Origin of the sequence: Nocardiopsis sp. NPDC006198 (assembly GCF_040613895.1) — a bacterium.
In the GTDB taxonomy this organism is placed as follows: Bacteria; Actinomycetota; Actinomycetes; order Streptosporangiales; family Streptosporangiaceae; genus Nocardiopsis; species Nocardiopsis tropica.
In genome coordinates this window covers 32,716-56,113 of the sequence record NZ_JBEXSY010000013.1, presented here as the reverse complement: position 1 = coordinate 56,113, position 23,398 = coordinate 32,716, and the positions used below count along the sequence as shown (strand labels likewise).

Here is a 23,398-nt window from a genome sequence, read left to right as displayed (position 1 = left end):
GACCTGCCACCAGAATTTCCTATTTTCCCGATCTTAATTGAGGATTACCCCCGCCGGCGCCCGCCAGTGACAAACGGCACATGATGGGATCACTCGCCTGACCTGCCCGAACCGCTCGTCTCCGGGGCCGGGGCCGCGGTGTTCGCCCCCCTCGCCCCGTGCCGGGACAGGAGTCCCGCCGTCGGGCTCCGCCCCCAGGCGGGGAGGGACCGGGGGCCGCGCACCGCCCGCTCGCACGGGCCCTGTCCTCCCAGGTTAGCGGCGCCGGCCACCGCGCTCCCCGCCCGCTCCCGGCGGGGCCGGGCGCGCACCCCGCCGCAATCCTCCCGGTCAGATCGCCTCACGGCGCTGGAGGTGGCTGAAGGCCGCCCAGCCCGGCAGGACCGGGAACCAGAAGGTCAGCAGCCGGAACAGCAGCACCGCGGGAAGCGCCACGGCCGCGGGCACGCCCGCCACCGCCGTGAGCCCTCCGATCAGCGCGGCCTCGACCGCACCCAGGCCGCCCGGAGTGGGCGCGGCCGAACCGATCGCGTTGCCCGCCAGGAAGACCACGGCGACCGCGACCAGGCTCACCTGCGTGCCCGGGTCGGTGAAGGCCGCCACCGAGGCGTACAGGCACAGCACGAACCCCACGGTCAGCAGCAGCGTCCCCCCGAACCCCAGGAGCAGGGAGGACGGGCTCTGGAGCATGTCCAGCAGCCGCGGCAGCACCCCCTGCAGGTAGGGGCGGGTCCGGGAGGCGATCGCCCGGCGCATGCGGGGCGACAGCAGGACCACGGCGACCACCGCGGTCCCCGCGATGCTGATCCCCACGACGGTCGGCGAGGGGGTGAAGCCCGTCCAGTACGAGGCGCCGGTGAGGTAGGCGCACACCAGCAGCAGCGGCACGTGGATGAGGAACCCGACCAGCTGTGTGAGGCCCACGGCCGACAGCGCCAGCGCGGCGGGGGCTCCCGCCCTGGTGACGAAGCGGGTGTTGACCGCGATGGACCCGAGCCCGGCCGGGGCGGCGATCCGCACGAACGAGGCCGCGTACTGGACCATGACCGTGCGCCACCAGGGCAGCGGGACCGGCACGAACCCGACCAGGATCATCGCCGCGGCGACCATGCACACGGTGGACATGACGAAGGCGGCGGCCGCCCACGCCGGGTCGGCCTGGCCGATGGTGCTGAAGTCGACGCCGGTCAGCTGGTAGAGGAGCACCAGTCCGACGGCGGTCGCGACCACGAAGCTGACGATCGTGCGGGGCCGCATGCGCTCCAGGCGGGCCGGTTCGGCGGGCGCCTCGGGGGCGGTCTCGACCATGCGCTCGCGCAGCCGGCCCAGGAGCCCGCGGTGCGCGCGCAGGCCCGAGCGCAGCGGGTAGGGCAGGCCGGCCGGTTGCAGGAAGGGCAGGATCGCCGCCGTGGCGGGAACCCCGAGGGAGCGCACGGCCGAGTCCACCGCGCGTTCGGCGCCGACCCGCATCGCCAGCAGGGTGACCATCGCGGCGTGGTCGAGGGAGATCCTCATCTGCGGTGCGGCCACCGTGCCCCGGTCGATGCCGGTGAACCCCGCCCTCTCCGGGGCGGCCCCCAGGATCCCGACCGTGGCCCCGCTGAGCCCGCCGTGGGCGATGCGGTGGCGGTGCAGGGTCCCGAGCCCGTTCCAGCACAGGTCGAGGACGTCGTCGGTGAGGGCGTCGTCGTCCAGGTCCTCCAGGGGCAGGCAGCCGGGGAGTTCGCGGACGAGGACGACGGTGCCGGGGCCGAGTTCGCCCACGCCCAGGACCCGGGGGACGGTGACGCCGGCGTTCCGGGCGGAGTAGCTCATCAGCGCGGCGTGCTCGGCCCGGCGGCGCACGCCGTAGAGCATCCGGGGGGCGACCGGTCCGCGCAGGAACACCAGGTCGCGCAGGCGCCGCCAGAACCCGGAGGTGTTCTCGGAGCTGAGCACGGTGACCTCGACCCGGCCTCCGTCGTCGAGCTCGGCCAGGTGGCGCGGGTTGCCCTCCCGGTCCTCGCCCGCCCGGGCGACGGTGGTCGCGGTCATGCCGAACCGTTCCAGCTCGGCGCGCAGGCGCCGGTCGTCGGCCGGGGCGGGAGCGCCCGCGCCGATGGCGTAACGGGCGAGGAAGGCGCAGGTCAGGCCGACCAGGACGGTGAGCACGAGGGCGAGCAGGCTGGTGACCCCGGCCAGGAGGGCGCAGACCGCGACGGCGGTGTTCCCCGCCCACAGGACGGAGCGGGTGCGCGGCAGGCCCGTGGGCATCGTGCGGATGAAGGCGAGGACCGCGGCCACGTAGCCCAGGGTGGCGCCGGTGAAGACGTCGTCGGGGGCGGGGGTGAGGGGGTTGGGTACCTGGCCGGGGCTGATCAGGGTGGCCAGGGCGGCGTTGATGAGGGAGGCGAGGACGTAGGCGGCGACGCCCGAGGCCATGGCGCGCGCGAGGTCCCGGGGCCTCCCCGTGAACAGGGTGCGCAGGACCACGTAGCAGACCAGGACGATGATCACCAGGTTCGCGCCCACCGCGACGAACAGGAGCAGGCCGGAGGGCATGATCGATCGGAGCCGGTCGGGGTCGGCCGCGTCGCCGCTGTCGGTGGCCACGCGGACGGCGAGCATGATCGCCGCCACCAGCAGCAGGCCCGCCGCGCCCAGGAGGAGGTCGACGGGTCTGCGCGGTGTGCGCGCGGTGCTGGGGTCCGGGACGGGGGCGTCCGGGGCGGTTCGGGTCGTCACGGGTCCAAGCCTGCCCGACCCGCGGGGATTCGGATGCCAGGGGTGGGGGCGTTTCGTACGTCCGGTCGGGGCGCGCCCCGGTCGGCGTCAGTCCCCCGGCAGCCGGTACAGCTGGCCCAGTCCGATCGGGGGCACCGGGGGCAGCTCCCCGGAGTCGCCCGCGCTCTCGAAGGACCGGAGCATGTGGGCGACCAGGCGCCGCGAGGCCGCCCGGGTCGTCTCCGGGTCGGATGTGACGATGCCGCCGTTGGCCAGGAGCACCAGGACGATGTCCTCCCGGGCGAAGTCGGCGCGCAGCCGCCCCGACTCCTTGGCCCTGCGGATCAGCTCGTCCAGGCCGTGTTCGACGTGGACGCGCCGCTCGTCGAAGCCGTCGGAGTCGGGGAAGGCCGCGAGGAAGGCCTCGGTGAAGCCCTTGTCGGCCGCCTGCATGGCGCACACCTCCGTGAGCACCGTGCAGAAGGCGTGCCAGGGGTCGGGGTCGGCGAGCGCCTCGGCGACCAGCCCGGCGCACTCCGCCATCTCGTCGGCGAAGACCTCGGCGACCAGGGTCTCCCTGGTCGGGAAGCGGCGGTAGAGGGTCGCCGGCCCCACCCCCGCCCGGCGTGCGATCGCGACCATCGGCACGTCGATCCCGCGCTCGGCGAACGCCGCCCGGGCGGCCTCCATGATGCGCCGGCGGTTGTGCCGGGCGTCGGACCGCAGGCCCCGGCCCGCGATCGGGGGTTCGCGCACGGCGGGCGGCTCCGCCCCCGCGCCCGAGGGGTTCTCCGCGACGCGGGCGGCGCCGCCGGGCTCCATCCGAGAGGTCCGCTCTGCCATGCCTCTCACTTTACGGCAAACGGATGGTGCTGTCCGTTTGGCGCGTTAGCGTGGAGAGAAAGCGGACGACCCTGTCCACATAAGGCGGGGAGTGTGTCCTCCGCACATCCGAAGGAGTGGGCGATGGGATCGGCGAGCCTGATGAGAGCGGCGCTGTACGACGGGTACGGCCCCCCGGAGGTCCTGTACGAGGGCCGGGTCCCGGCCCCGACCGCCGGCCCCGGGCAGCTGCTCGTGCGGGTCCACGCCGTCAGCGTGAACGGCGGCGAACTGCTGCTGCGCTCGGGCGGGCTCCGGTGGGTGGCGGGCCGCTCCTTCCCCAAGAGGGTCGGCATGGACTTCACCGGCGAGGTCGCGGAGACCGGGCCGGGCGCCACCGGCTACCGGGTGGGCGACCGGGTGTGGGGCCTGCTGCCGAGAATGGGGTTCGGCAGCGCGGCGGAGTACGTGGCGGTGCCGACCCGGCAGGTGTCCCTGGCGCCGGAGGGCATCGACCTGGTCGAGGCCGCGGCGCTGCCGGTCGGCACGACCTCGATCACCGCCCTGCGCGACAAGGCCCGCCTCCGGAGCGGAGAGCGGGTGCTCGTGCGCGGGGCGAGCGGCGGCGTGGGCAACACCGCGGTGCAGCTCGCGAAGGCGATGGGCGGGCGCGTCACCGGGCTCGCGTCCGCGCGCAACCTGGACCTGGTCCGCGAGCTCGGCGCCGAGGAGGCCTTCGACTACGCCGCGACCCCTCTGGCCGATCTGGGGAGGTTCGACGTCATCGTCGACAGCGCGGGGTCGGACCTGCCGGCCCTGCGGCGACTGCTGGCGCCCGGCGGGCGCATGATCGGGCTGTCCTTCGACTCGGCGGCCATGGTGGGCTACGTCCTGGCCTCGTACGCGTTCGGTTCACGGCGGGTGCGGTTCTTCAGCGGCCAGCCCCGGCACGCGCTGTTCGCCGATCTGACCCGGTACGTCGAGGAGGGCGCCCTGCGACCCGTGGTGGACACGGTGCACCCGCTCTCGGACGTGGCCGCCGCGCACCGGGCGCTGGAGGCCGGGGGTGTGCGGGGCAAGCACGTCGTCCGGGTGGTCTGAACACGGACGCCGCCGCGCCCCGGGGCGGCCCGGCGTGCGGCGGCGGTCGTCGCGTCCCGCTCAGGCGGGCGGGGAGAGCAGTCCGCGCCGGTAGGCGCGGACGAGGTTGCGCGGCACCAGGTACTCGCGTCCCCCCAGGGTGACGCGCACCAGGTCCGGGGTGGTGGCCTTCCACTGGGAACGGCGCGTGCGGGTGTTGGAGCGCGACATCCTGCGCTTGGGTACGGCCATCGGCCCTGTCCTCGTCGTTGTCGTGGGGTGGGTCGGGCGGCGGGGCGCTCGCCCCGCCGCGGTCGGGCGTCAGCCCTTGCGCTGGTAGCGGCGCTGGAAGCGCTCCACGCGTCCGGCCGTGTCGACCACCCGGGCGTTGCCGGTGTAGAAGGGGTGGCTGGCGCTGGAGATCTCGACGTCGATCAGCGGGTAGGTGTTGCCGTCGCTCCACTCGATGGTCTTGTCGCTGGTGGCGGTGGACCTGGTGAGGATGGAGAAGTCCCCCGCGCGGTCGCGGAAGACGACGGGCCCGTAGGCGGGGTGGATTCCGGGTTTCATGCGTGCCTCCTGGCGGTGTCCTCGGCGCCGGCCCCGGTCGGGGCCGGGGCGCGGCGGCTGTGCGTGCGGCCGGGCCGGGTCAGCGCTCCTCGCGGAACTCGACGTGGCGGCGGACCCGGGGGTCGTACTTGCTCAGGGTGAGCCGGTCGGGTGTGTTGCGCCGGTTCTTGCGGGTCACGTAGGTGTAGCCCGTGCCCGCCGTGGACTTGAGCTTGATGATGGGGCGTACCTCGTTGCGTGCCATGGATGCCTCCTCGGGGTCTCACGCCTAATAAGCCAATGATAACCGTTTTCATTCCCGGATCGACCGCTCCGATGACGACGGGCCGACCGGCGGGAAGCGGCGCACGGCGGACCCGCGACACAGCGGCCGTCACCGGCGCCCGTGGTGCCCTCCGCCCCGGCCGCGGCGGAGGGCACCCGACAAGCAGGACAGAGGGTGACTTTTCGTAGCGACGAACTGCGGAGTGTCACCGGCTCGTGGTACTCAGGTTCCGTCTTCCCCTTCCCTCGGCACCCGGAGGCTTCTGTGACCGCACGCAACTTCAAGGGTCAGTTCTCGTCATGGCCGACCACGGCCTTCCTCGTCTTCTGCGGCGTCCTGCTCCTGGCCATGATCAACGACTGAGGAGCAACCGTGGTCGTCTCCGGACCCTGTCCGTACTGCAGGCGCAGGATCGGCTCTCCCGCGCACGGGCCGCGCGGCAACCACCGCATCGGCGAGGGGGTGCGAGAACCGGCCCGGTCGGCGCAGGGGCCCGGCACCGGGCCGGGGCGCCACACCGGGCCACCGCACCGCCCCGGTCCCCGGGAAAACCCCGGCCCCCGGGAGGCAGGAGCCCGGGGAACAGCGCGGCTCCAGGACGGAGCGCCCGACCCCCGGGAAGGGGGGATGCCTCCGCCGAGTTCCCGCCCCTGAAGCGCCCCGGAGGGCGCGCCGGGCGCGCCCTCCGGCTCCGGCAGCCCTCCGCTCCCCCGTCGGGCGCGGGTCAGCCCTCCCCCACGGCTCCGCGCCGCACCGGGCGCCAGTACTGCCGCTTCCCCTCCTCGCGCACGACCACGCCGAGCCGGGCGAGCTCGCCGCGCAGTTCCGCGCAGTCGTCCGCGTCCCCGGACTCCAACGCGGTCCGGCGCGCCCTCAGGACCGCCTGCGCGTGCTGTTCGAGGCCGGGCATCCCGTCCACCCAGCGCTGGAACTCGTCCGCGTGCGGGTCTCCGTCACGCCACCGGTAGCCGTGCGCCTCGAAGGCGGCGCGGAGGCGCCCGGCGCCGTGGTCGGTGCGCTCGCGGGCGGCTTCGGCGGTGTCCGGGTCGAGGACGACCAGGTCCTTGCCGTCCAGGAAGACCGTGCCGACACGGTCGCGTCCGATCTCCGGCCCCTTCCCCCCGCGGGTGATCCGCACGCCCCCGTCGCCGACCTCCACCACGACCATGTCGCCGTAGGACAGCAGCGCCAGCAGCGCGCCGGCCCCCAGGCCGACGGCGCTCAGGACGGCGGTGAGGACGGGTCCCTCCAGCCCGGCCAGGAGGTCGACCTGCTCCCGCCCCGGCACCATGGGAAGCGCGTGGACCCACTCCGGAAGCGCCGCCAGCCACCCGGGGACCATGGACAGGACCCAGCCCGCCGCCGCCCCGAGCAGGGGGAAGCACGTCCACAGCAGCACGTGGGCCACCGCTCCGTCGCGGACCACGGTCGGTCGGTTCGTCGCCTGCTCGGCCCTGCTCATGACGCCTTCTCTCGGGTTCGGTCGACGACGGCTCGCCCGTCGCGCAGTACCAGGGCGACCCGGCGCAGCGCGCCGAGGTCGGTCAGCGGGTCCCCGCGCACGGCGAGGAGGTCGGCGGCGCGGCCGGGTCCGACCGCGCCGACGCGGCCCTGCGAGACCAGGACGGTGCGGTCCCGTCGTGGCGTGAGCGGGGCGCCCACGAGCACCGTCGCTCCGGTGAGGTCGAGTACGCGGTCGTTCTTCACGGGGGTTCCGAGGTCCTCTCCGCCGGTGTTCGCCATGATCCTAGTTGAGCATATAGGATTCTATTCATGCAACCAGTCGACAGGACGGACGGAGACCGGTCCTTCATCGAGGACGCCCGCCGCAGGCAGATCGTCACGGCGGCGATCGCCGCCATCGCCGAGGAGGGGTACTCCCGCGCCTCCTTCGTGCGCATCGCCGCACGGGCCTCGATCAGCCCGGGGCTGATCACCTATCACTTCAAGACCAAGGAGAACCTGATCAGAGAGGTCCTCGGCCACATCGACGCCCGCCTGGACCGCGCGATGGAAGGCGGGCCCGAGCCCCTGGAGGGCTTCGAGGACGGTCTGCGCCGGATCGTCACCGGCCACGTCACGTACTGCGCGAGCCACCCCCAGGAGATGGTCGCGCGCCGGGAGGTGCTCTCCGCCGCGCTCCCGCCCGCGCTCCAGGAGCACGTCGCCCGGGGGGACGAGGCGGGCCGGGCCGAGCTGGTCGGCTTCCTCACCGAGGGGCAGCGCCACGGGGAGTTCCGCCCCTTCGACCCCGAGGTCTTCACGGACGCCCTGTTCGCCGCGCTCAGCTCCGCCCCGCGGTCCGTGGCACGGCGCCCCGCCGAGGAGCACGGGGCCTACGCCCGCGAGATGGCGGACCTGTTCGCCGAGGCGGCCACCGGACGGGGGTGAGCCGCAACGGCGGAGGCGCCGCGGGGATGTCCCCCACGGCGCCTCCGCGTCCTACCGTTCCGCCCCGCCGGCGGCCCGTCCCTGCCGGGCCGGGCTCAGGCGGCCTCGCCCTTGGCGCGCTTCTCCACGCGCTCCGCGCGCAGGCGGCGGGCCTCGTCCGGGTCCAGCACGGGCGCCGCCGTGAGCAGCTGGCGCGTGTAGTCGCTCTGCGGGTTCTCGTACACCGAGTCGCTGTCACCGGACTCGACGACCTCGCCGGCGCGCATGACGGCGACGCGGTCGCTGACCTGGCGCACCACCGCCAGATCGTGCGCCACGAAGATGTACGTCAGCCCGAAGTCGTCCTGCAGCTCCGACAGCAGCCGCAGCACCTGGTCCTGCGTCGACACGTCCAGCGCCGACACCGGCTCGTCGCAGATGATCAGCTTCGGCTTGAGGATCAGCGCCCGCGCGATCGCGATCCGCTGACGCTGACCGCCCGAGAACGCGTGCGGGAACCGGTTGTAGTGGTTGGGCTCCAGCCCCACCCGCTCCAACAGCTCCTGCACCTGCCGGCGCACCTTCTTACCGTCCTTCTCCCCCTGCACCTTCAACGCCGTGCCGATCGCGTCCCCCACCGTCAGACGCGGGTTGAGCGAGGAGTAGGGGTTCTGGAACACCATCTGCACATCACGGCGCAGCGGACGCAGCGCCCGCTCCGACATGTGCGTGATGTCGCGCCCCTCGAACTCCACCCGGCCCCGGGTGGGCTCCAGCAGACGCATCACCATCCGCGACAACGTGCTCTTACCCGACCCGGACTCGCCCACGATCCCCAGGGTCTCCCCCTGGCGCAGATCGAAGGACACCCCCTTGACCGCCCAGAAGTCCGTGGCCTTGCCCCACGTGCCGCCGCGCACCTTGAACCGCTGCGCCACGTCCTCGACCCGCAGCAGCGGCTCGCCGGCGTTGTCGCCGGTGCCGCTCACGGGCGGGACGAAGGCCTTGAACTCGCCGGGCTCGGTGACCGTGCCCTCGCGCTGCTCCTTCTCGATCCGGTCCGCGCGGTCCTGGGCGCGCCGCTGGGCGCGGGAGACCTCCACGCGCGGCACCGCGGCCAGGAGCCCCTGCGTGTAGGGGTGTTCGGGTGCGGACAGGACCCGGCGCACGTCGCCGCGCTCCACGGCCACGCCGTGGCGCATGACCACGACCTCGTCCACCGACCCCGCCACCACGGCCAGGTCGTGGGAGACCAGGATCAGGCCCATGTTCAGGTCGCGGCGCAGCTCGTCCAGCAGGTCCAGGATGCGCGCCTGCACCGTCACGTCCAGGGCCGTGGTCGGCTCGTCCGCCAGCAGCACCTTGGGATCGCACATCAGACCCATCGCGATGACCACGCGCTGGCGCATGCCCCCCGAGAACTCGTGCGGGTAGGAGTTGATCCGCTTGGCCGGGTCGGGGATGCCCACCCGGTCCAGGGACTCGACCGCCCGCTTGACCGCGTCGGCCTTGGAGGCCTTGGGGTTGTGGATCCGGTAGGCCTCGACGAGCTGGTTGCCGATCGTGTACTGCGGGTGCAGCGACTGCATCGGGTCCTGGAACACCATCGCGATGTCGTTGCCGCGCATGCGCCGCAGTTCCTTGTCCGACGCCGACACCACGTCCTTGCCCACGACCTCGATGGCGCCGCTGATCCGCGCCCGGCTGCCCCGGTGCAGGCCCATCAGCGCCAGCGACGTCACACTCTTGCCCGAGCCGGACTCGCCCACGATGCCGAGGGCGCCGCCGGCGGGCACCTCGAAGGACAACCCGTTCACCGCCTGGACGTCGCCGTCCATGGTCGGGAACGTCACCCTCAGGTCGTCCACGCGGACGACGGGCTCGGTCGAGGCCATGTCACATTCCTTCAATAGAGCTGGTCTGGTCGAACGCTGTCGCGCGTTACTTCGCGATCCGCACCCGCGGGTCGACGATCGGGTACAGCAGGTCGACGATCAGGTTGCAGATGACGATGAAGACGGCTCCCAGCAGGGTCACGCCGAGCACCACGGGCAGGTCCTTGCCGATGATCGCGTCGATGGCGTAGGCGCCCACACCGTTGAGGGAGAACACCTTCTCCGTGAGGATCGCGCCGCCGAGGACGAGGCCCAGGTCCAGGCCGAAGATCGTCACGATGGGGGTCAGGGTCGGGCGCAGCGCGTGCTTGAAGATCACGCGGCGCTCGCTGAGCCCCTTGGCGCGGGCGGTGCGGATGTAGTCCTCGCCCAGGGTCTCCAGCATCCCCGCGCGGGTCTGCCGCGCGTACTGGGCCGCGTGCAGGAACGCCAGCGTCACCCAGGGCAGGATCATGACCTGGAACCAGCCGACGGGGTCCTCCCCCAGCGGCACGTACCGCGAGACGGGGAACAGGTTCCACTCGTGGACGAGGAAGGCCAGGGCCAGCAGGCCGGTGAAGTACACGGGCATGGAGACGCCGACGAGGGCGGTTCCCATGGCCAGGCGGTCGAAGAGGCTGCCCTTCTTGACCGCGGACAGGACGCCGACGGCCACACCGCCGATGACCCAGATGACGGCCGCGCCGAAGGCCAGCGACATCGTGACCGGCAGGCGGTCGAGCAGCTGGGGCAGCACGGGGCTGTTGGTGGTGAAGGAGTAGCCGAGGCAGGGGGCCGCGCACTCCACGGTCTCCCGACCGAAGGTGTACTCGGAACCGAAGAGCAGCGACTTCACGAAGTCGAAGAACTGCACGGCGATGGGCTGGTCGAGGCCGAGCCGGGCCACCGTGGCGTCGAGCGCCTCGGGCGTGGGCGCCTTGCCCACGTACATGGCGGCCATGCCGCGCGGGGTCACGCCCGCCCACCGGGGCAGGACGTAGAAGATACAGAAGGTCACCGCCGTGACGACGGCGAGCAGCAGCAGCCCCGCTCCGAGGCGGCGAAGAATATAGTTCAGCATCGCGGTCGGCGGCGGGGGTACCCACGGGGCCGTGGGACCCCCGCCGCGTTCACCTGCCTTCTCGTACTAGTTCAGGCCGGCTGGGGCTCTAGCCCCGGTCCACGCCGATGGCCATGAAGTCGTACATGGCGTACGACGACGTGTAGTAGACGTTGGTCAGCTCGTCCGAGCGGTAGAACATCGCACGGTCGAAGACGACGGGCAGGATGGCCGCCTGCTCCATGACCAGGGTGTCGATCTGGGCGTAGATGTTGGCGCGCTCGTCCGGGTCCTCGGTCTTGAGGGCGTCGTCCCAGAGGCCGTTGACCTCGGGGTCGTCGAGCTCGGAGGTGTTGTAGTTGCCGGTCGCCTGGATGGCGTCGCCGTCGGTGATCTTGGAGGCGAAGCCGTAGCCGGTGGCCCAGTCGGGGATCCAGCCGGAGACGCTCAGACCGATGTTGTTCTCACGGACGTAGTCCTGCGAGCCGGCGTACTGGGCGAAGAAGTCCTCGGCCGGGAAGGTCTGGATGTCGGTCTGGATGCCGACGCGCGTCAGGGACTCCTGCAGGGCCTCGGCGGTGGCGACGTCGTTGGGACGGCCGTCGCGGACGGCGATGGTGGTCGAGAAGCCCTCGTCCTCGCCGCACTCCTCGAGCTTGGCCTGCGCGGCCTCCAGGTCGCCCTTGTTGTCCGTGGACGGGTAGAGGTCCGACTCGGGGTCGGCGCCGGGGATGGTCGGCGGGAGCAGGTTGGTGGCGAGGTCGCCGCCGCTCTCACCGCCCCAGGCGCGGTGCAGGCTGTCACGGTCGGCCGCGTACATGATCGCCTGGCGGCAGGCGACGTCCTCGATGACCGGGGTGTGGATGTTGACGTAGCGCAGGGCGCCGGAGAGCGGGTTGTCCAGGTTGGGCTGGGCCGCCTCGTCGGTGAGCAGCGTGCTCTTCATGGCCGGGCCGACGCCGACACCGGAGAGGTCGACGTCGATCTCGCCGTTGACCAGGCGCTGGTCGATCTCGTCCTGGTCCACGCCGATCTCGACGGTGACCTCGTCCGGCAGGGCCGGGCGGATCGGGTCGGTCTCGGCGTCCCAGTGCTCGTTGCGGGTCAGGTTGAGCGCGACGCCGGGCTGGTAGGCCCCGTCGAACTTGTACGGCCCGGAGGAGACGACGTTCTCCTTGTAGAGCGCGCCGCGGTCGCTCTCCAGCGGGACCGGGGCGGTCTGGGGCTGGGTCAGGATGTACGGGAACTCGGAGAAGGAGTCCTTGAGGTGGAAGACCAGGGTGTAGTCGTCCGGCGTCTCCACGGCGGTGAAGTCCGCCAGCGGGTCGTCGCTCTCGAAGACGTTGAACGGCTCCTGGTCCAGGTGCGCCTCGAAGTAGCGCGGCCCGTTGGGCAGCTCGCCGCCGTTGTAGTTCGAGCGGGCGATCGCGTACTTGATGTCCTGGGCGGTGATCTCGGAGCCGTCCTCGTACTTGAGGCCCTCCTGGATCTTGACGGTCCACTCGGTGAAGTCGTCGTTGGACTCGGGCATGCCGGTGGCCATGTCCGTGGTCAGCTCGGTGGACGCGTTGGCCGGGGCCGGGGTGAACGCCAGGAGCGTACGGGCGTAGTACCGGGTGAAGTTCCAGCTGAACCCGTAGTAGGTGTCGCCCGGGTCGGTGGAGTCGAAGTCCGAGGAGATGGCGTAGCGCAGGGTGCCGCCGGTCTGCTCGGACGGGTTCACGATCTCCGTGGAGCCCTGGTCGTAGGCGCCGTTGGCCTGGGTGTCTCCGCCCTCGGAGCCACCACCGCCGCAAGCTGAAAGGAAGATGGACGCCGCCGCGCCCAGCGCGACGAATCCGAGGGTGCGTTTCCTCAAGGAACTGCCTCTCTTGCGAACCTGATGTGGGGATGGGATCGACCAGTGGTCGGACCCGTGCCTTGGATGGCGTGGGCTGGGCGGGGCAGCCACACCGGCCTTGGTCAGTCGGAGGTCTTGGGGTCGAAGGCGTCCCGGAGGCCGTCGCCGAAGAGGTTGAACGCCAGGACGGTGATGAAGATGGCCAGGCCCGGGAAGAGGATGTAGTACGGGGCGGACTGGGCCAGGGGGACCGCGTCGGAGAGCATCTTTCCCCAGCTCGGGGTGGGCGGGTTGATGCCCACGCCCAGGAAGCTCAGGGCCGCCTCGAAGAGGATGTTGGTCGGGATCAGCAGCGTGGAGTAGACCACGATCGGCGTGACCAGGTTGGGCAGGATCTCCCGGAAGAGGATGTGCCGGTTGCTGGCGCCCAGGCTCCTGGCCGCTTCGACGAACTCGCGCTCGCGCAGCGAGAGCGTCTGTCCGCGGACGATGCGCGCGATGTAGGGCCAGTTGAAGAACCCGATGATGAACACGATGACGCCGACGCGGAGCCCGTTGCCCTGGAGGCCGAGGACCCCGTCGGGGATGACGCCGACGAGCGCGATGGCGAAGAGCATCAGCGGGAAGGCGAGGAAGACGTCCATCGCCCGGCTGATGAGGGTGTCGACCCAGCCGCCCTTGTAGCCCGCGATGATGCCGAGGACGGTCCCGAGGGCCACGCACAGCAGCGTGGAGAGGAAGGCCACCAGCAGGGAGATCTGGGCGCCGTAGAGGATGCGGCTGAACAGGTCGCGGCCGGTCTTGGGCTCGATGCCCAGCAGGTGGTCGCCGCTGATGGCGCCCCACGGGTCGGTGTCGAAGGGGTCCGGGTTGTCGGGGTCCCTCATCGGCAGACCGGTGTTGGGCTCGATCAGGTCCTGGTTGAACTGGGTGGGGGGGTACCCGAACCACTTGACCAGGAGGGGCGCGAGGATCGCGGCCAGGATGAGCAGTACGACGACGATCCCGGAGACCATCGCGACCTTGTCCTTGCGCAGCCGCTGCCAGGCGATCTGCCGGAGGGACCGGTTGCCCGCGTCACTGCGGCCCACAGGGGCCGTCACTGCGACGTCCACAGCGTCGGACTGCTCCGCCGACTCAGGGACATGCGAGGGCGCGCTCATCAGGCCACCACTCTCCACTCATACGCTTCTGGCCGAGGGGAACGCGCAGATCCCACGCGTGAGACCTCCGGGGGTTGACCCGTCGGGGATCTCACGGTGGGGCCGGCCGGTTCTCGACGCTGGCTGGCGTGGGCGCTGGTCCGCGCGGCGGGTGGGTGACCCGCCTTCGCTGACTCTGGCCGCCGGGGTGCGCCGCTTCACATGAGGAGTTGGGCACATCCGGGGACCGTCACGCCCGGGCTGTTACACAGCGACAAACCTACTCGCCCTTTGAGCGCATATCGTCCAATCCCTGGCCATGTATCTAAATCGTGACAAACACTGTCAAAAAACGTATATAACAACAAATGATGACAGAGTTCGCATTCATCCGACGACCGGCCGCGAGCTGGGGCGATGTGGTACTGGCGCGATCCCCCACGATACGTCCGCTTCTACCCGTGTCCACCCCGAGAACGGCGTCCTATGGCAAGTGCTATGCGTCGAAGAGTGACGACATGAACGCGCAAAGCGAACAGTGACTCGGCCGTTACTGTGCCGTCATCACCCCGAGAACCAGGGGGTCCGCACGCTCCGTCACCGGAACCGGGCCACCCGCCACGGGACCGGGGGCCGGCCCCCGGTCCGTCCGGCGACCGGTCCGTGGTAACGGGGGGAACCGGACACAGCAGTCGGCCCCGCGCCCTGGGGAAGAGGGCGCGGGGCCGGTGCGGAAGGGGCCCTAGTCGATACCGCGCTTGCGCAGGAGGGCCTCGATGTCGCCGAGGTCGGCGAGGTCGTCGTCGGCAGCCGTCTTCTTCGGGTTCTTCGGGGCCGCGCCCACCTGGCCGGCCGCGGGCTTGGCCGCACCGGCGGCGCCCGCCTGCCCGCCGCCCCGGGCGGCCTTCGGCTCCTCGGAGGCCCCGCCCCTGGACCGGGTCCCCACGCCCCGGGCCGCCATGACGCCGGAGACGACGTAGAGGACCACCGCCAGGCCCGCCAGGGCCACGCCCGCCCACACGGCGGGGTTGAACAGCAGCCCCACCAGGATGCCGACGATGCTCATGACGAACTGCCAGACGGCGTTCATCAGCCCGATCAGACCGGCGGCCAGCGGGAGCAGCGACCACGCCACCCCCCGCAGACCGTGGGCGGCGCCCTTCGCGCGCCACACGACGAAGGAGATCACCAGCCCCACGAGGGTGAGGCCGCCTCCCAGGATCACACCGGTCATCCACGTCAGGTTCTCAGGCATGGGCCCAGTCTCCCATCCGGCGCCGGAGCGCACATCCGGTCGATCCCTTAGGGCTTGCCCCCGATCCGGCGCCCGTGCCGGGGCCCTTCTCCCACGTTACCCGCGTGCCGGCGGGCCGGGAGGAGGGTGCGGGGGCACCCCGACGGCGGCCCCGCCCGCCGGTCCCCCGGGGCCGGGCAGGACCGGGCGGGGCCGCGGGGAAGTCCGGCGCACGGACGCCGGGCCCGCCGCCGGCCCTCCTCCCCGGCCCGGGCCGGGGAGGAGGGTCAGCGGTCGGCGACCAGCGACTCCAGCCAGTCCAGGTCCACGCCCACCAGGCTGTCCCGGAAGACCACGCCCTCGCGCGGCGGGATCTCCACGTGGTTGGGCACGGCGACCGTGACGCACCCGGCGTCGGCCGCCGAGGCCACGCCCACCACCGAGTCCTCGAAGGCGACGCAGCGCTCGGGGTCCACGCCCAGGCGCCGGGCGGCCCTGAGGTAGGGGTCGGGGTGCGGCTTGTTGGCCTCGACCTCGTCGCCGGCCACGGAGTCGTCGAAGCTGTCGATGCCGATGCCGCCGATCGCCGCCTGGATGAGCTGCCGTTCGGTGGAGGTCACCAGGACCACGGGCACACCGGCCAGCGACAGCATGTCCACCAGCTCCTTGGCCCCCGGGCGCAGCTGCGCCCCGCCCTCGAGCTTGGTCCGGAACTTCGCGTAGAGCAGGTCGGCCACCTGGCGCGGGGTGAGGTGGTCGGCTCCGGTCAGGGCGACGATGTAGCGGCCCACGGGCTCGGCGGCGTTGCCGACGTTGGCCTCGTGGTCCCTCTCGGTCCACACCCCGCCCAGCTCGGCGACCAGCTCGGCCTCGGCCTCGCCCCACAGGTGCTCGCTCTCGATGAGGGTGCCGTCCATGTCCAGCAGCACGGCCTGGAGCCGTCTCCCGGTCCCGGTCTCGGAGGTCTCACGGCTCAGCGTGCTCGGTTCACTCATGCGTTCGGCGGCGCGTCCCGGCACCCGGCCGGGCGGAGCGCCGCACTCTCCCCTCGTGTGTGATGGGTACCCCAGCCCGCCCGCGGGGCGCCCCTGCCGTTCATCGTGCCGAACCGGGGGCGCCCGCGCCGTGAAGAGGACCTGTCGGCGTCCTTTCCACACTACGAACACTCGGGCGGGGGCGGGAGGAGAGCTGCCCCACAGTCCGCGCCCGGGAAAAGGGGCGCGGCCCCGCCCCCGGTCCGGGGGCGGGGCCGCGCGTCCGGCTCAGACGTTGAAGTACGTCGCCTCCGGGTGGTGGATGACGATCGCGTCGGTGGCCTGCTCCGGCACCAGCTGGAACTCCTCCGACAGGTTCACGCCCACCCGCTCGGGCTCCAGCAGGCGCACGATCTTGGCCCGGTCCTCCAGGTCGGGGCACGCCCCGTAGCCCAGGGAGAACCGCGCACCCCGGTAGCCGAGCTTGAAGAACGCGTCCAGCTCCGCCGGGTCCTCTCCCGCGAAGCCCAGCTCGGCGCGGATGCGCGTGTGCCAGTACTCGGCGAGCGCCTCGGTGAGCTGCACCGACAGCCCGTGCAGCTCCAGGTAGTCGCGGTAGGCGTTCTTCTCGAACAGCTCCGCGGTGGCGCGGCTGATCGCCGCCCCCACGGTCACCACCTGGAAGGACACCACGTCCAGCTCCCCCGACTCCTTGGGCCGGAAGAAGTCGGACAGGCACAGGTGGCGGTCGCGGCGCTGGCGCGGGAACGTGAAGCGCGTGCGCTCGGTGACCCCGTCGTCGTCCAGGACCACCAGGTCGTCGCCCTCGCTGTAGCAGGGGTAGTGGCCGTGCACCACGGCCGCCTCCAGCAGGCCGTCCGTCTGGATGCGGTCGAGCCACATCCGCATGCGCGGGCGGCCCTCGGTCTCCACCAGCTCCTCGTAGGAGGGGCCCTCGCCGCCGCGGGCGGCCTTGAGGCCCCACTGGCCCATGAAGGTGGCCCGCTCGTCCAGGAACGCGGAGTACTCGGCCAGCGGGATGCCCTTGCTGATCCGGTCCCCCCAGAACGGCGGGGTGGGCACCGCGTTGGTGGTCGACACGTCGCTGCGTGCGGGCATCTCCTCGGGCTCGGTGACCTTGAGCCGGGCCCCCGTCTTGACGCGGCGCTGGCGCAGGGCCGGCAGCGAGGCGCCCTCCTCGCCGCGCTTGACCGCCATGAACGCGTCCATCAGGCGCAGGCCCTCGAAGGCGTCCTTGGCGTAGCGCACCTCGCCGTCGAAGGTCTCGGCCAGGTCCTGCTCCACGTAGGAGCGGGTCAGCGCCGCGCCGCCGAGGAGGACGGGGAAGCGCTCGGAGATGCCCCGGGAGTTCATCTCCTCCAGGTTCTCGCGCATGATCACCGTGGACTTGACCAGGAGCCCGGACATGCCGATGACGTCGGCCCGCTCGGTCTCGGCCGCCTCCAGGATCGCCGAGACGGGCTGCTTGATGCCGATGTTGACGACGTCGTAGCCGTTGTTGGACAGGATGATGTCGACGAGGTTCTTGCCGATGTCGTGGACGTCGCCCTTGACGGTGGCCAGGACGATGCGGCCCTTGCCGTCGTCGTCGGTCTTCTCCATGTGCGGTTCGAGGAAGGCGACCGCCTTCTTCATGACCTCGGCGGACTTGAGGACGAACGGGAGCTGCATCTGGCCGGAGCCGAACAGCTCGCCGACGGTCTTCATGCCGGACAGGAGCGTCTCGTTGACGATGGCCAGGGCCGGCTTGGACCGGAGCGCCTCCTCCAGGTCGGCCTCGATGCCGGTGAGCTCCCCGTCGATGATGCGGCGCTCCAGCCGCTCCCACAGGGGCAGCGCGGCCAGCTCCTCCGCGCGGGAGGCACGCATGGACTTGGCGTCCACGCCCTGGAACATGTCCATGAACGCGGAGAGCGGGTCGTAGTCGCCCTCGCGCCGGTCGTAGATCAGGTCCAGCGCGACCTTGCGCTGCTCCTCGGGGATCTGGTTGATCGGCACGATCTTGGAGGCGTGCACGATGGCCGAGTCGAGACCCGCCTGGACCGCCTCGTGCAGGAAGACCGAGTTCAGCACGATGCGGGCGGCCGGGTTGACGCCGAAGGACAGGTTGGACAGGCCCAGGGTGGTCTGCACCTCGGGGTAGCGGCGCTTGAGCTCGCGGATCGCCTCCAGCGTCTCGATGCCGTCGCGGCGCGTCTCCTCCTGCCCGGTGGTGATCGGGAACGTGAGGCAGTCGATGACGATGTCACCGGTGCGCAGGCCCCAGTCGCCGGTGATCTCGTCGATGAGGCGGCTGGCGACCCGGACCTTCCACTCGGCGGTGCGGGCCTGGCCCTCCTCGTCGATGCACAGGCCGACCACGGCGGCGCCGTGCTCCTTGACCAGCTCCATGATGCGGGTGAAGCGGGAGTCGGGGCCGTCGCCGTCCTCGTAGTTGACGGAGTTGACGACCGCCCGGCCGCCCAGGGACTCCAGCCCGGCCTCCAGGACGGGGGGCTCGGTGGAGTCCAGCATGATCGGCAGGGTGGAGGAGGTGGCGAAGCGGGAGGCCAGCTCGCGCATGTCGCTGACCCCGTCGCGGCCCACGTAGTCGATGTTGAGGTCGAGCAGGTGGGCGCCGTCGCGGATCTGGTCGCGCGCCATCTCCACGCAGTCGTCCCAGCGGCCCTCCAGCATCGCCTCGCGGAACTTCTTGGACCCGTTGGCGTTGGTGCGCTCGCCGACCGCCAGGTAGCTGGCGTCCTGCCGGAAGGGCACGCTCTGGTAGAGCGAGGAGGCCGAGGCCTCCACGAACGGCTTGCGGTCCTTGATGCCGCGTCCCTGGACGCGCTCCACGACCTGGCGCAGGTGCTCGGGGGTGGTGCCGCAGCAGCCGCCGGCCAGGCTCAGGCCGAACTCGGAGGTGAACGTGTCGTGGGCGTCGGCCAGCTCTTCCGGGGAGAGCGCGTAGACCGCGCCGTTGGCGCCCAGCTGGGGCAGGCCCGCGTTGGGCATGCAGGAGATGGGGATGCGCGAGTGGTGCGAGAGGTAGCGCAGGTGCTCGCTCATCTCGGTGGGGCCGGTGGCGCAGTTGAGGCCGATGACGTCGATGCCCAGGGGTTCGAGGGAGGTCAGCGCGGCGCCGATCTCCGATCCGAGCAGCATGGTGCCCGTGGTCTCGATGGTGACCTGGGCGATGATCGGGATGTCCTTGCCCAGGGCCTTGCGGGCGCGCTGGGCCGCCACCACGGCGGCCTTGACCTGGAGCAGGTCCTGGCAGGTCTCGATGAGGATGGCGTCGGCGCCACCGTCGATGAGGCCCCGGTGGCACTGCTCGTAGTAGTCCCTCAGGAGGGCGTAGGGGGCGTGGCCCAGGGTCGGCAGCTTGGTGCCGGGTCCCACGGAGCCGAGGACGTAGCGGGGTTGGTCGGGGGTGGAGTAGGCGTCGGCGGCCTCTCGGGCCACCCGTGCTCCGGCCTCCGCGATCTCGTAGGTCCTCTCCTCGATGCCGTACTCGGCCAGACCCGAGAAGTTGGCGGAGAAGGTGTTCGTCTCGACGGCGTCGGAACCCACGGCAAGAAAGGCGGCATGGGTGTCGCGGACGATGTCGGGACGGGTGAGGTTGAGGATGTCGTTGCATCCCTCGTGGCCCTCGAACTGGTCGAGGTCGAGATCGTGAGCCTGGAGCATGGTGCCCATAGCTCCGTCCGCCACGAGGACGCGTCGGGACAGTGCTTCACGGAAGGTGAGGCGAGCTCTCATGTTCAGCAACTCTATGTAAGAGCACCGGGGCGGCCCAGTTCTGTCCCCGTGATGCGTGGCACTGGGTCGACCCGCGGCGCGGGGCGGGTCGGGCGTCCGGGGACAGCTGCGTCCGTTTCAGTCGCTGTCTCCGAGGCTACCCCATAGGCTGTTTCAGCACGTGAGACAGGTGTCCCACCTCGCGTGCGCCAGGCCCCCCTGTCCGGGCCCGCATAACGGTTTCCCGGGTGGGGCGGCACCCCATAGGGTGGACTCCGTCCACGTGCAGGAAGGGGCCACCGATGATCAAGCTCGCCCGGGAGCTTGTCGAGCCTGTCATGGTGGCGGCGTTCGAGGGTTGGAACGACGCAGGGGAGGCCGCGAGCCTCGCCGTGGAACACCTGTCCAGGGAGTGGGGCGCGTACGAGCTGTGCGCCCTGGCGCCGGACGACTACTACGACTTCCAGGTGACGCGTCCGCGCATGTCCGTGGTGGAGGGCGTGGTCGGCGAGGTCGAATGGCCGACGACGCGGGTCCAGGTGGCCTCTCCGCCCGGGGCCGGGCGCGACGTGGTACTGGTCACCGGGCCCGAGCCGAACATGCGGTGGCGCTCGTACGCGGCCGACCTGCTGGCGATCGCGCGGGAGCTGGGCGTCACACGCGTGGTGATGCTGGGCTCGCTGCTGGCGGACGCCCCACACACGCGGCCGATCCCGGTGACCGGGATGGCCACGCCGGTGGACCTGGGCACCGACCTGGGTCTGGAGCCGACCACCTACTCGGGGCCGACCGGGATCCTGGGCGTCGCGCACGAGACGTTCAGCTCCGTGGGCATGGAGACGGTGTCGCTGTGGGCGGCCATCCCCCACTACGTGGCCCAGCCGCCGTGCCCGAAGGCCACCCTGGCGCTGCTCGCGTGGGTGGAGGACTTCCTGGGCGTCCAGGTCCCCCTGGGCTCGCTGCCCGAGGAGACGGTGACGTGGGAGGCCAACGTCAACGAGCTGACCGCGGAGGACGAGGACATCGCGTCGTACGTGCGCGGCCTGGAGGAGGCCAAGGACACCGCCGAGCTCCCCGAGGCCTCGGGCGACGCGATCGCCCGGGACTTCGAGCGCTACCTGCGCCGCCGCGACGACGGCTGACATCCGGGCGCGACGCCCACGGGCCCCGGCCGCGGCCACCCCGCCGCCGGGTCCCGCCCCTGGCCGGAAGGGTCCCGGTCACACCCGCAGGCCGCGCCACTCCCCCGTGGCCAGGACCGCGGCCCAGGCCCCGGCGATGCGGGCCAGGCCGCGCCGCACCTCGTCCACGACGGCGGGGGCCAGCTGTCCCCCGGAGTCGCGGGCGGGCTCCAGCCGCACGGTGACCCGCAGGCCGTCCAGGACCTTCTGCCCCCGCGCGATCGCCTCGGTGTCCGGTTCGGAGTCCCGGTCCAGAACGGCCCGGATCCCGTCGCGCAGGGCGATGGCCTCGTCGAGGTCGGCGAGGGTGATGGGGATGGCCCCCTCGGTGGCCAGGTGGTGCCGGCGGAGGAACCGCGCGAGGTCGGCCCGGTCCGTCAGGTGACCACCGGTGGAGACGAAGTCCGCGATGAGTTCGGCGGCCGCGCTGTGCCGCGTGGGGGTTGTCATGGGGGTTATCCCACCACGCCTGGAGCCCTGATACGGGTGTTTGGCCGAGGTCGTGGCCACAGGTGGTCACCCTGCACGTGCATATCGAGACGAAGATGAACAAATCCCCTCCGGGTCTTGCCGGGAGCGGACGGGCCCCTGCTAGCCGGGCCCCGCACCCGGTGGCCGCCCCCGCGTTCAGACCCCGGCCAGGGCGCTGATCCCGACGCGGTCCTCCGGCAGGCCCAGCCCCTTGAGGTGGACCCGGAAGTTGGCGATCCTGCCCTCCCACAGGGCGTCGTTGTCGAGCAGGGCCGACAGGTAGGCGCGCTGTACCGCGGTGAGGTCCCGGCACGCGCCGGCCTCCCCGGCCGCGGGGAACGCCACCCGCAGGAGCGGGCCGACGTCCTGGGCGCCGACGTACGTGGAGGACAGCGGCACCATCGCGCGCAGGACCGGCAGCAGCCGTTCGGCGTCGTCGGGGGCCGCCCGCTCGGCGAGCGCCCGGGCCAGGGTGAACCGGACGTGGCCGGGGAAGTACGCCGGACGCCTCCCGAACCAGGCGTCCGCCGCGGCCGGGTCGGCCAGTGCGGCGGCCAGCTCGTCGGTGGCGACCGGGTTGCCGGCCTGCGAGGGGGCCAGGGCGGCGCAGGCACGGATCGCCGGGTCCGCGTGGGCGAGGAACTCGGCGGTGTCCCGCCCGGCCTGTCCGAGGGCGAGGACGATCACCGCGCCCTCGTCGCGGGACTCGGCCATGTCGGCCGCGCCGGACAGGTCCGGGTCGAACCCGCCCAGACGGGCGGCGGCCGTCGCGGCCTCCACCGCGTGCATGCGCGTCGCCGGGTCGGGGTGGGTGAGGTGGGGGTGGACCGCCTCGTACAGGACGGGGGCTGCGGCGCGCATGTCCGGTCCGACCCGGTACATGAGGGCGTCCATCACGGGGTCCTCCCAGATCTCGGCGTCCTCGGCTGCGTCCGGGGCGTTCAGCGCCGCGTACACGCGGTCGAGGTCGGCTTCGGAGGGCGGTTCGGGCGGCGCCTGTTCCCCGGGGGCGGGGCAGTGCAGCGCGCCCTCGGCGGCCGAGGCGAGGAAGCCCAGCAGGAGCTGCCGGAGGGGTGCGGACTCCCCGGAGGCGGTGAACGGCGTCGTGGCCGGGGCCGCGAGCGCGGGGCGGTCCAGGATCCCGGCGACGAACAGTGCCGCGGGGACGGTCGCGGAGTACACGGTCCCCTGGTGGAGGATCGCGCTGTACAGGTAGCCCAGGGCCCGCTCGCTCCCGCCGGGGTCTCCGGTGAGCAGGGGCGCCAGGTGGTCGGGGGCGTCGGCGCCGGAACCGTAGGCGTGGAAGGTACGGGTCCAGTCGGTGTCGCGGAGTACGTCCGGTCCTGTCTGCATGTCCGGGATTGTGGCACCGCCCTCGGACGGTTCGCGGGCGTGGCGGCGGCGGGGCGGGGCGGCGTCGTCGCTACACTCGGGGCGCCCGTGCCCGGGACCGTACCCAGGAAGGCCACGCCATGCCGTTCGCCCAACCGCCCACCACACCCCTGAGCCGGGCCCTGTTCCGCGCGCCGATCTGGATCTACAGGTTGGGGCTGGGCGGGGCCCTCGGAGGCCGGTTCGTGCTGCTGACGCACCGGGGCCGCACGACGGGGGAGGCCCGCCAGGCTGTGCTGGAGGTGGTGGGACGCAACGACACCACGGGGGCGGTGCTGATCGCCTCCGGCTACGGCCGGCGCTCCCAGTGGTTCCGCAACATCGTCGCGGAGCCGCGTGTGCTGTTCCAGGTCGGCGGGCGGCGCCACCGGGGCACGGCCACCGTGCTCTCCCCGCAGGAGTCCGGGGAGGCGCTGGCGCACTACGCGGAGCGCCACCCCGAGGCCGCGGTGGCGCTGATGCGGGGGCTGGGGCACGAGGTGGACGGCGGCCCGGAGTCCTTCGCGAGGGTGGGGGCCGATCCGGAGAACGGCATCCCGGTGGTGCGGCTGAGCCCCGACGACCCGCCCCGGTCGCCCTACCCGGACTTCTCGGCGCCCTGACGGGGCGCGTCTCCGGCAGCTCCGTGCCCCGACAGGGCCCGTGCCCGGCAAGGGGGCGCGGCGCCGCCTGCGCGCGA

20 protein-coding genes are annotated in these 23,398 nt (G+C 72.2%); 4 read left to right on the top strand and 16 right to left on the bottom strand.

The annotated features are described in order from the left end of the window. Positions 1–330 precede the first annotated feature (330 nt). Positions 331–2,724: a lysylphosphatidylglycerol synthase transmembrane domain-containing protein gene (locus ABZ234_RS11735; protein ID WP_355011954.1), complete on the bottom strand. Its 2,394-nt coding sequence runs from the start codon at positions 2,722–2,724 to the stop codon at positions 331–333. A gap of 87 nt (positions 2,725–2,811) precedes the next feature. After that, positions 2,812–3,546, bottom strand: coding sequence for a TetR/AcrR family transcriptional regulator (locus ABZ234_RS11730; RefSeq protein WP_355011953.1), 735 nt, complete (start codon positions 3,544–3,546; stop codon positions 2,812–2,814). A 123-nt stretch (positions 3,547–3,669) separates the two neighbouring features. Here ABZ234_RS11730 and ABZ234_RS11725 point away from each other — a divergent pair, with 123 nt between their 5' ends. After that, positions 3,670–4,626 carry an NAD(P)-dependent alcohol dehydrogenase gene (locus ABZ234_RS11725; RefSeq protein ID WP_355011952.1) on the top strand — a complete coding sequence of 319 codons (957 nt, stop codon included), beginning with the start codon at positions 3,670–3,672 and terminating at the stop codon, positions 4,624–4,626. Positions 4,627–4,686: 60 nt separating this feature from the next. Here the strand turns inward: ABZ234_RS11725 and rpmF are convergent, their stop codons facing one another. The 5 genes from rpmF to ABZ234_RS11700 form a co-directional block, all read right to left on the bottom strand. After that, complete coding sequence (rpmF, locus tag ABZ234_RS11720) at positions 4,687–4,857, bottom strand: 50S ribosomal protein L32 (RefSeq protein ID WP_267945240.1); 171 nt, start codon at positions 4,855–4,857, stop codon at positions 4,687–4,689. 69 nt (positions 4,858–4,926) lie between these two features. Beyond that, entirely contained in the window at positions 4,927–5,175 is a 249-nt protein-coding gene (locus ABZ234_RS11715) for a type B 50S ribosomal protein L31 (RefSeq protein ID WP_267945241.1), read from the bottom strand. A gap of 79 nt (positions 5,176–5,254) precedes the next feature. Beyond that, on the bottom strand, positions 5,255–5,419 hold the full coding sequence (gene rpmG, locus ABZ234_RS11710) for a 50S ribosomal protein L33 (RefSeq protein WP_267945242.1): 165 nt from the start codon (positions 5,417–5,419) through the stop codon (positions 5,255–5,257). A gap of 745 nt (positions 5,420–6,164) precedes the next feature. Further along, positions 6,165–6,902: a hypothetical protein gene (locus ABZ234_RS11705; protein WP_355011951.1), complete on the bottom strand. Its 738-nt coding sequence runs from the start codon at positions 6,900–6,902 to the stop codon at positions 6,165–6,167. Continuing rightward, positions 6,899–7,183: a hypothetical protein gene (locus ABZ234_RS11700; protein WP_355011950.1), complete on the bottom strand. Its 285-nt coding sequence runs from the start codon at positions 7,181–7,183 to the stop codon at positions 6,899–6,901. Before ABZ234_RS11700 ends, ABZ234_RS11705 begins: the two co-directional genes overlap by 4 nt. 30 nt (positions 7,184–7,213) lie before the next feature. Between ABZ234_RS11700 and ABZ234_RS11695 the strand changes: the two genes are divergently transcribed. Further along, entirely contained in the window at positions 7,214–7,831 is a 618-nt protein-coding gene (locus ABZ234_RS11695; protein WP_355011949.1) for a TetR/AcrR family transcriptional regulator, read from the top strand. Between the two features lie 95 nt (positions 7,832–7,926). Here the strand turns inward: ABZ234_RS11695 and ABZ234_RS11690 are convergent, their stop codons facing one another. The 7 genes from ABZ234_RS11690 to metH all read right to left on the bottom strand — a co-directional run bounded on the left by ABZ234_RS11690 (position 7,927) and on the right by metH (position 19,696). After that, complete coding sequence (locus ABZ234_RS11690; protein ID WP_355011948.1) at positions 7,927–9,705, bottom strand: ABC transporter ATP-binding protein; 1,779 nt, start codon at positions 9,703–9,705, stop codon at positions 7,927–7,929. A gap of 46 nt (positions 9,706–9,751) precedes the next feature. After that, a complete protein-coding gene (locus ABZ234_RS11685; protein ID WP_267945247.1) occupies positions 9,752–10,765 on the bottom strand; it encodes an ABC transporter permease in 1,014 nt (337 codons plus the stop codon). 88 nt (positions 10,766–10,853) lie between these two features. Beyond that, positions 10,854–12,602 (bottom strand): ABC transporter substrate-binding protein, encoded by a 1,749-nt coding sequence (locus ABZ234_RS11680; RefSeq protein ID WP_355011947.1) that lies wholly within the window; start codon positions 12,600–12,602, stop codon positions 10,854–10,856. A gap of 104 nt (positions 12,603–12,706) precedes the next feature. After that, on the bottom strand, positions 12,707–13,747 hold the full coding sequence (locus ABZ234_RS11675; protein ID WP_267945249.1) for an ABC transporter permease: 1,041 nt from the start codon (positions 13,745–13,747) through the stop codon (positions 12,707–12,709). A gap of 721 nt (positions 13,748–14,468) precedes the next feature. Further along, entirely contained in the window at positions 14,469–14,981 is a 513-nt protein-coding gene (locus ABZ234_RS11670) for a cellulose synthase (RefSeq protein WP_267945250.1), read from the bottom strand. A gap of 266 nt (positions 14,982–15,247) precedes the next feature. After that, a complete protein-coding gene (locus ABZ234_RS11665) occupies positions 15,248–15,955 on the bottom strand; it encodes an HAD family phosphatase (protein WP_267945251.1) in 708 nt (235 codons plus the stop codon). Between the two features lie 267 nt (positions 15,956–16,222). Further along, the gene (gene metH / locus ABZ234_RS11660) at positions 16,223–19,696 is read right to left on the bottom strand and encodes a methionine synthase (protein ID WP_355011946.1); all 3,474 of its coding nucleotides are present in this window, start codon (positions 19,694–19,696) and stop codon (positions 16,223–16,225) included. A gap of 281 nt (positions 19,697–19,977) precedes the next feature. Here metH and ABZ234_RS11655 point away from each other — a divergent pair, with 281 nt between their 5' ends. Next, complete coding sequence (locus ABZ234_RS11655) at positions 19,978–20,817, top strand: PAC2 family protein (protein WP_267945253.1); 840 nt, start codon at positions 19,978–19,980, stop codon at positions 20,815–20,817. A gap of 78 nt (positions 20,818–20,895) precedes the next feature. Here the strand turns inward: ABZ234_RS11655 and ABZ234_RS11650 are convergent, their stop codons facing one another. Both ABZ234_RS11650 and ABZ234_RS11645 read right to left on the bottom strand, forming a co-directional pair. After that, complete coding sequence (locus ABZ234_RS11650) at positions 20,896–21,306, bottom strand: ABATE domain-containing protein (protein ID WP_267945254.1); 411 nt, start codon at positions 21,304–21,306, stop codon at positions 20,896–20,898. Between the two features lie 177 nt (positions 21,307–21,483). Then, positions 21,484–22,680 carry a hypothetical protein gene (locus ABZ234_RS11645; protein ID WP_355011945.1) on the bottom strand — a complete coding sequence of 399 codons (1,197 nt, stop codon included), beginning with the start codon at positions 22,678–22,680 and terminating at the stop codon, positions 21,484–21,486. 119 nt (positions 22,681–22,799) lie between these two features. Between ABZ234_RS11645 and ABZ234_RS11640 the strand changes: the two genes are divergently transcribed. Then, on the top strand, positions 22,800–23,321 hold the full coding sequence (locus ABZ234_RS11640) for a nitroreductase family deazaflavin-dependent oxidoreductase (RefSeq protein ID WP_267945256.1): 522 nt from the start codon (positions 22,800–22,802) through the stop codon (positions 23,319–23,321). Positions 23,322–23,398 lie beyond the last annotated feature (77 nt).

Bases quoted from the DNA above. Each gene is read 5' to 3' on its own strand.
- ABZ234_RS11730 (WP_355011953.1), bottom strand. From the start codon at position 3,546: ATGGCAGAGCGGACCTCTCGGATGGAGCCCGGCGGCGCCGCCCGCGTC.
- ABZ234_RS11725 (WP_355011952.1), top strand. From the start codon at position 3,670: ATGGGATCGGCGAGCCTGATGAGAGCGGCGCTGTACGACGGGTACGGC.
- rpmF (WP_267945240.1), bottom strand. From the start codon at position 4,857: ATGGCCGTACCCAAGCGCAGGATGTCGCGCTCCAACACCCGCACGCGC.
- ABZ234_RS11715 (WP_267945241.1), bottom strand. From the start codon at position 5,175: ATGAAACCCGGAATCCACCCCGCCTACGGGCCCGTCGTCTTCCGCGAC.
- rpmG (WP_267945242.1), bottom strand. From the start codon at position 5,419: ATGGCACGCAACGAGGTACGCCCCATCATCAAGCTCAAGTCCACGGCG.
- ABZ234_RS11705 (WP_355011951.1), bottom strand. From the start codon at position 6,902: ATGAGCAGGGCCGAGCAGGCGACGAACCGACCGACCGTGGTCCGCGAC.
- ABZ234_RS11700 (WP_355011950.1), bottom strand. From the start codon at position 7,183: ATGGCGAACACCGGCGGAGAGGACCTCGGAACCCCCGTGAAGAACGAC.
- ABZ234_RS11695 (WP_355011949.1), top strand. From the start codon at position 7,214: ATGCAACCAGTCGACAGGACGGACGGAGACCGGTCCTTCATCGAGGAC.
- ABZ234_RS11690 (WP_355011948.1), bottom strand. From the start codon at position 9,705: ATGGCCTCGACCGAGCCCGTCGTCCGCGTGGACGACCTGAGGGTGACG.
- ABZ234_RS11685 (WP_267945247.1), bottom strand. From the start codon at position 10,765: ATGCTGAACTATATTCTTCGCCGCCTCGGAGCGGGGCTGCTGCTGCTC.
- ABZ234_RS11675 (WP_267945249.1), bottom strand. From the start codon at position 13,747: ATGAGCGCGCCCTCGCATGTCCCTGAGTCGGCGGAGCAGTCCGACGCT.
- ABZ234_RS11670 (WP_267945250.1), bottom strand. From the start codon at position 14,981: ATGCCTGAGAACCTGACGTGGATGACCGGTGTGATCCTGGGAGGCGGC.
- ABZ234_RS11665 (WP_267945251.1), bottom strand. From the start codon at position 15,955: ATGAGTGAACCGAGCACGCTGAGCCGTGAGACCTCCGAGACCGGGACC.
- metH (WP_355011946.1), bottom strand. From the start codon at position 19,696: ATGAGAGCTCGCCTCACCTTCCGTGAAGCACTGTCCCGACGCGTCCTC.
- ABZ234_RS11655 (WP_267945253.1), top strand. From the start codon at position 19,978: ATGATCAAGCTCGCCCGGGAGCTTGTCGAGCCTGTCATGGTGGCGGCG.
- ABZ234_RS11650 (WP_267945254.1), bottom strand. From the start codon at position 21,306: ATGACAACCCCCACGCGGCACAGCGCGGCCGCCGAACTCATCGCGGAC.
- ABZ234_RS11645 (WP_355011945.1), bottom strand. From the start codon at position 22,680: ATGCAGACAGGACCGGACGTACTCCGCGACACCGACTGGACCCGTACC.
- ABZ234_RS11640 (WP_267945256.1), top strand. From the start codon at position 22,800: ATGCCGTTCGCCCAACCGCCCACCACACCCCTGAGCCGGGCCCTGTTC.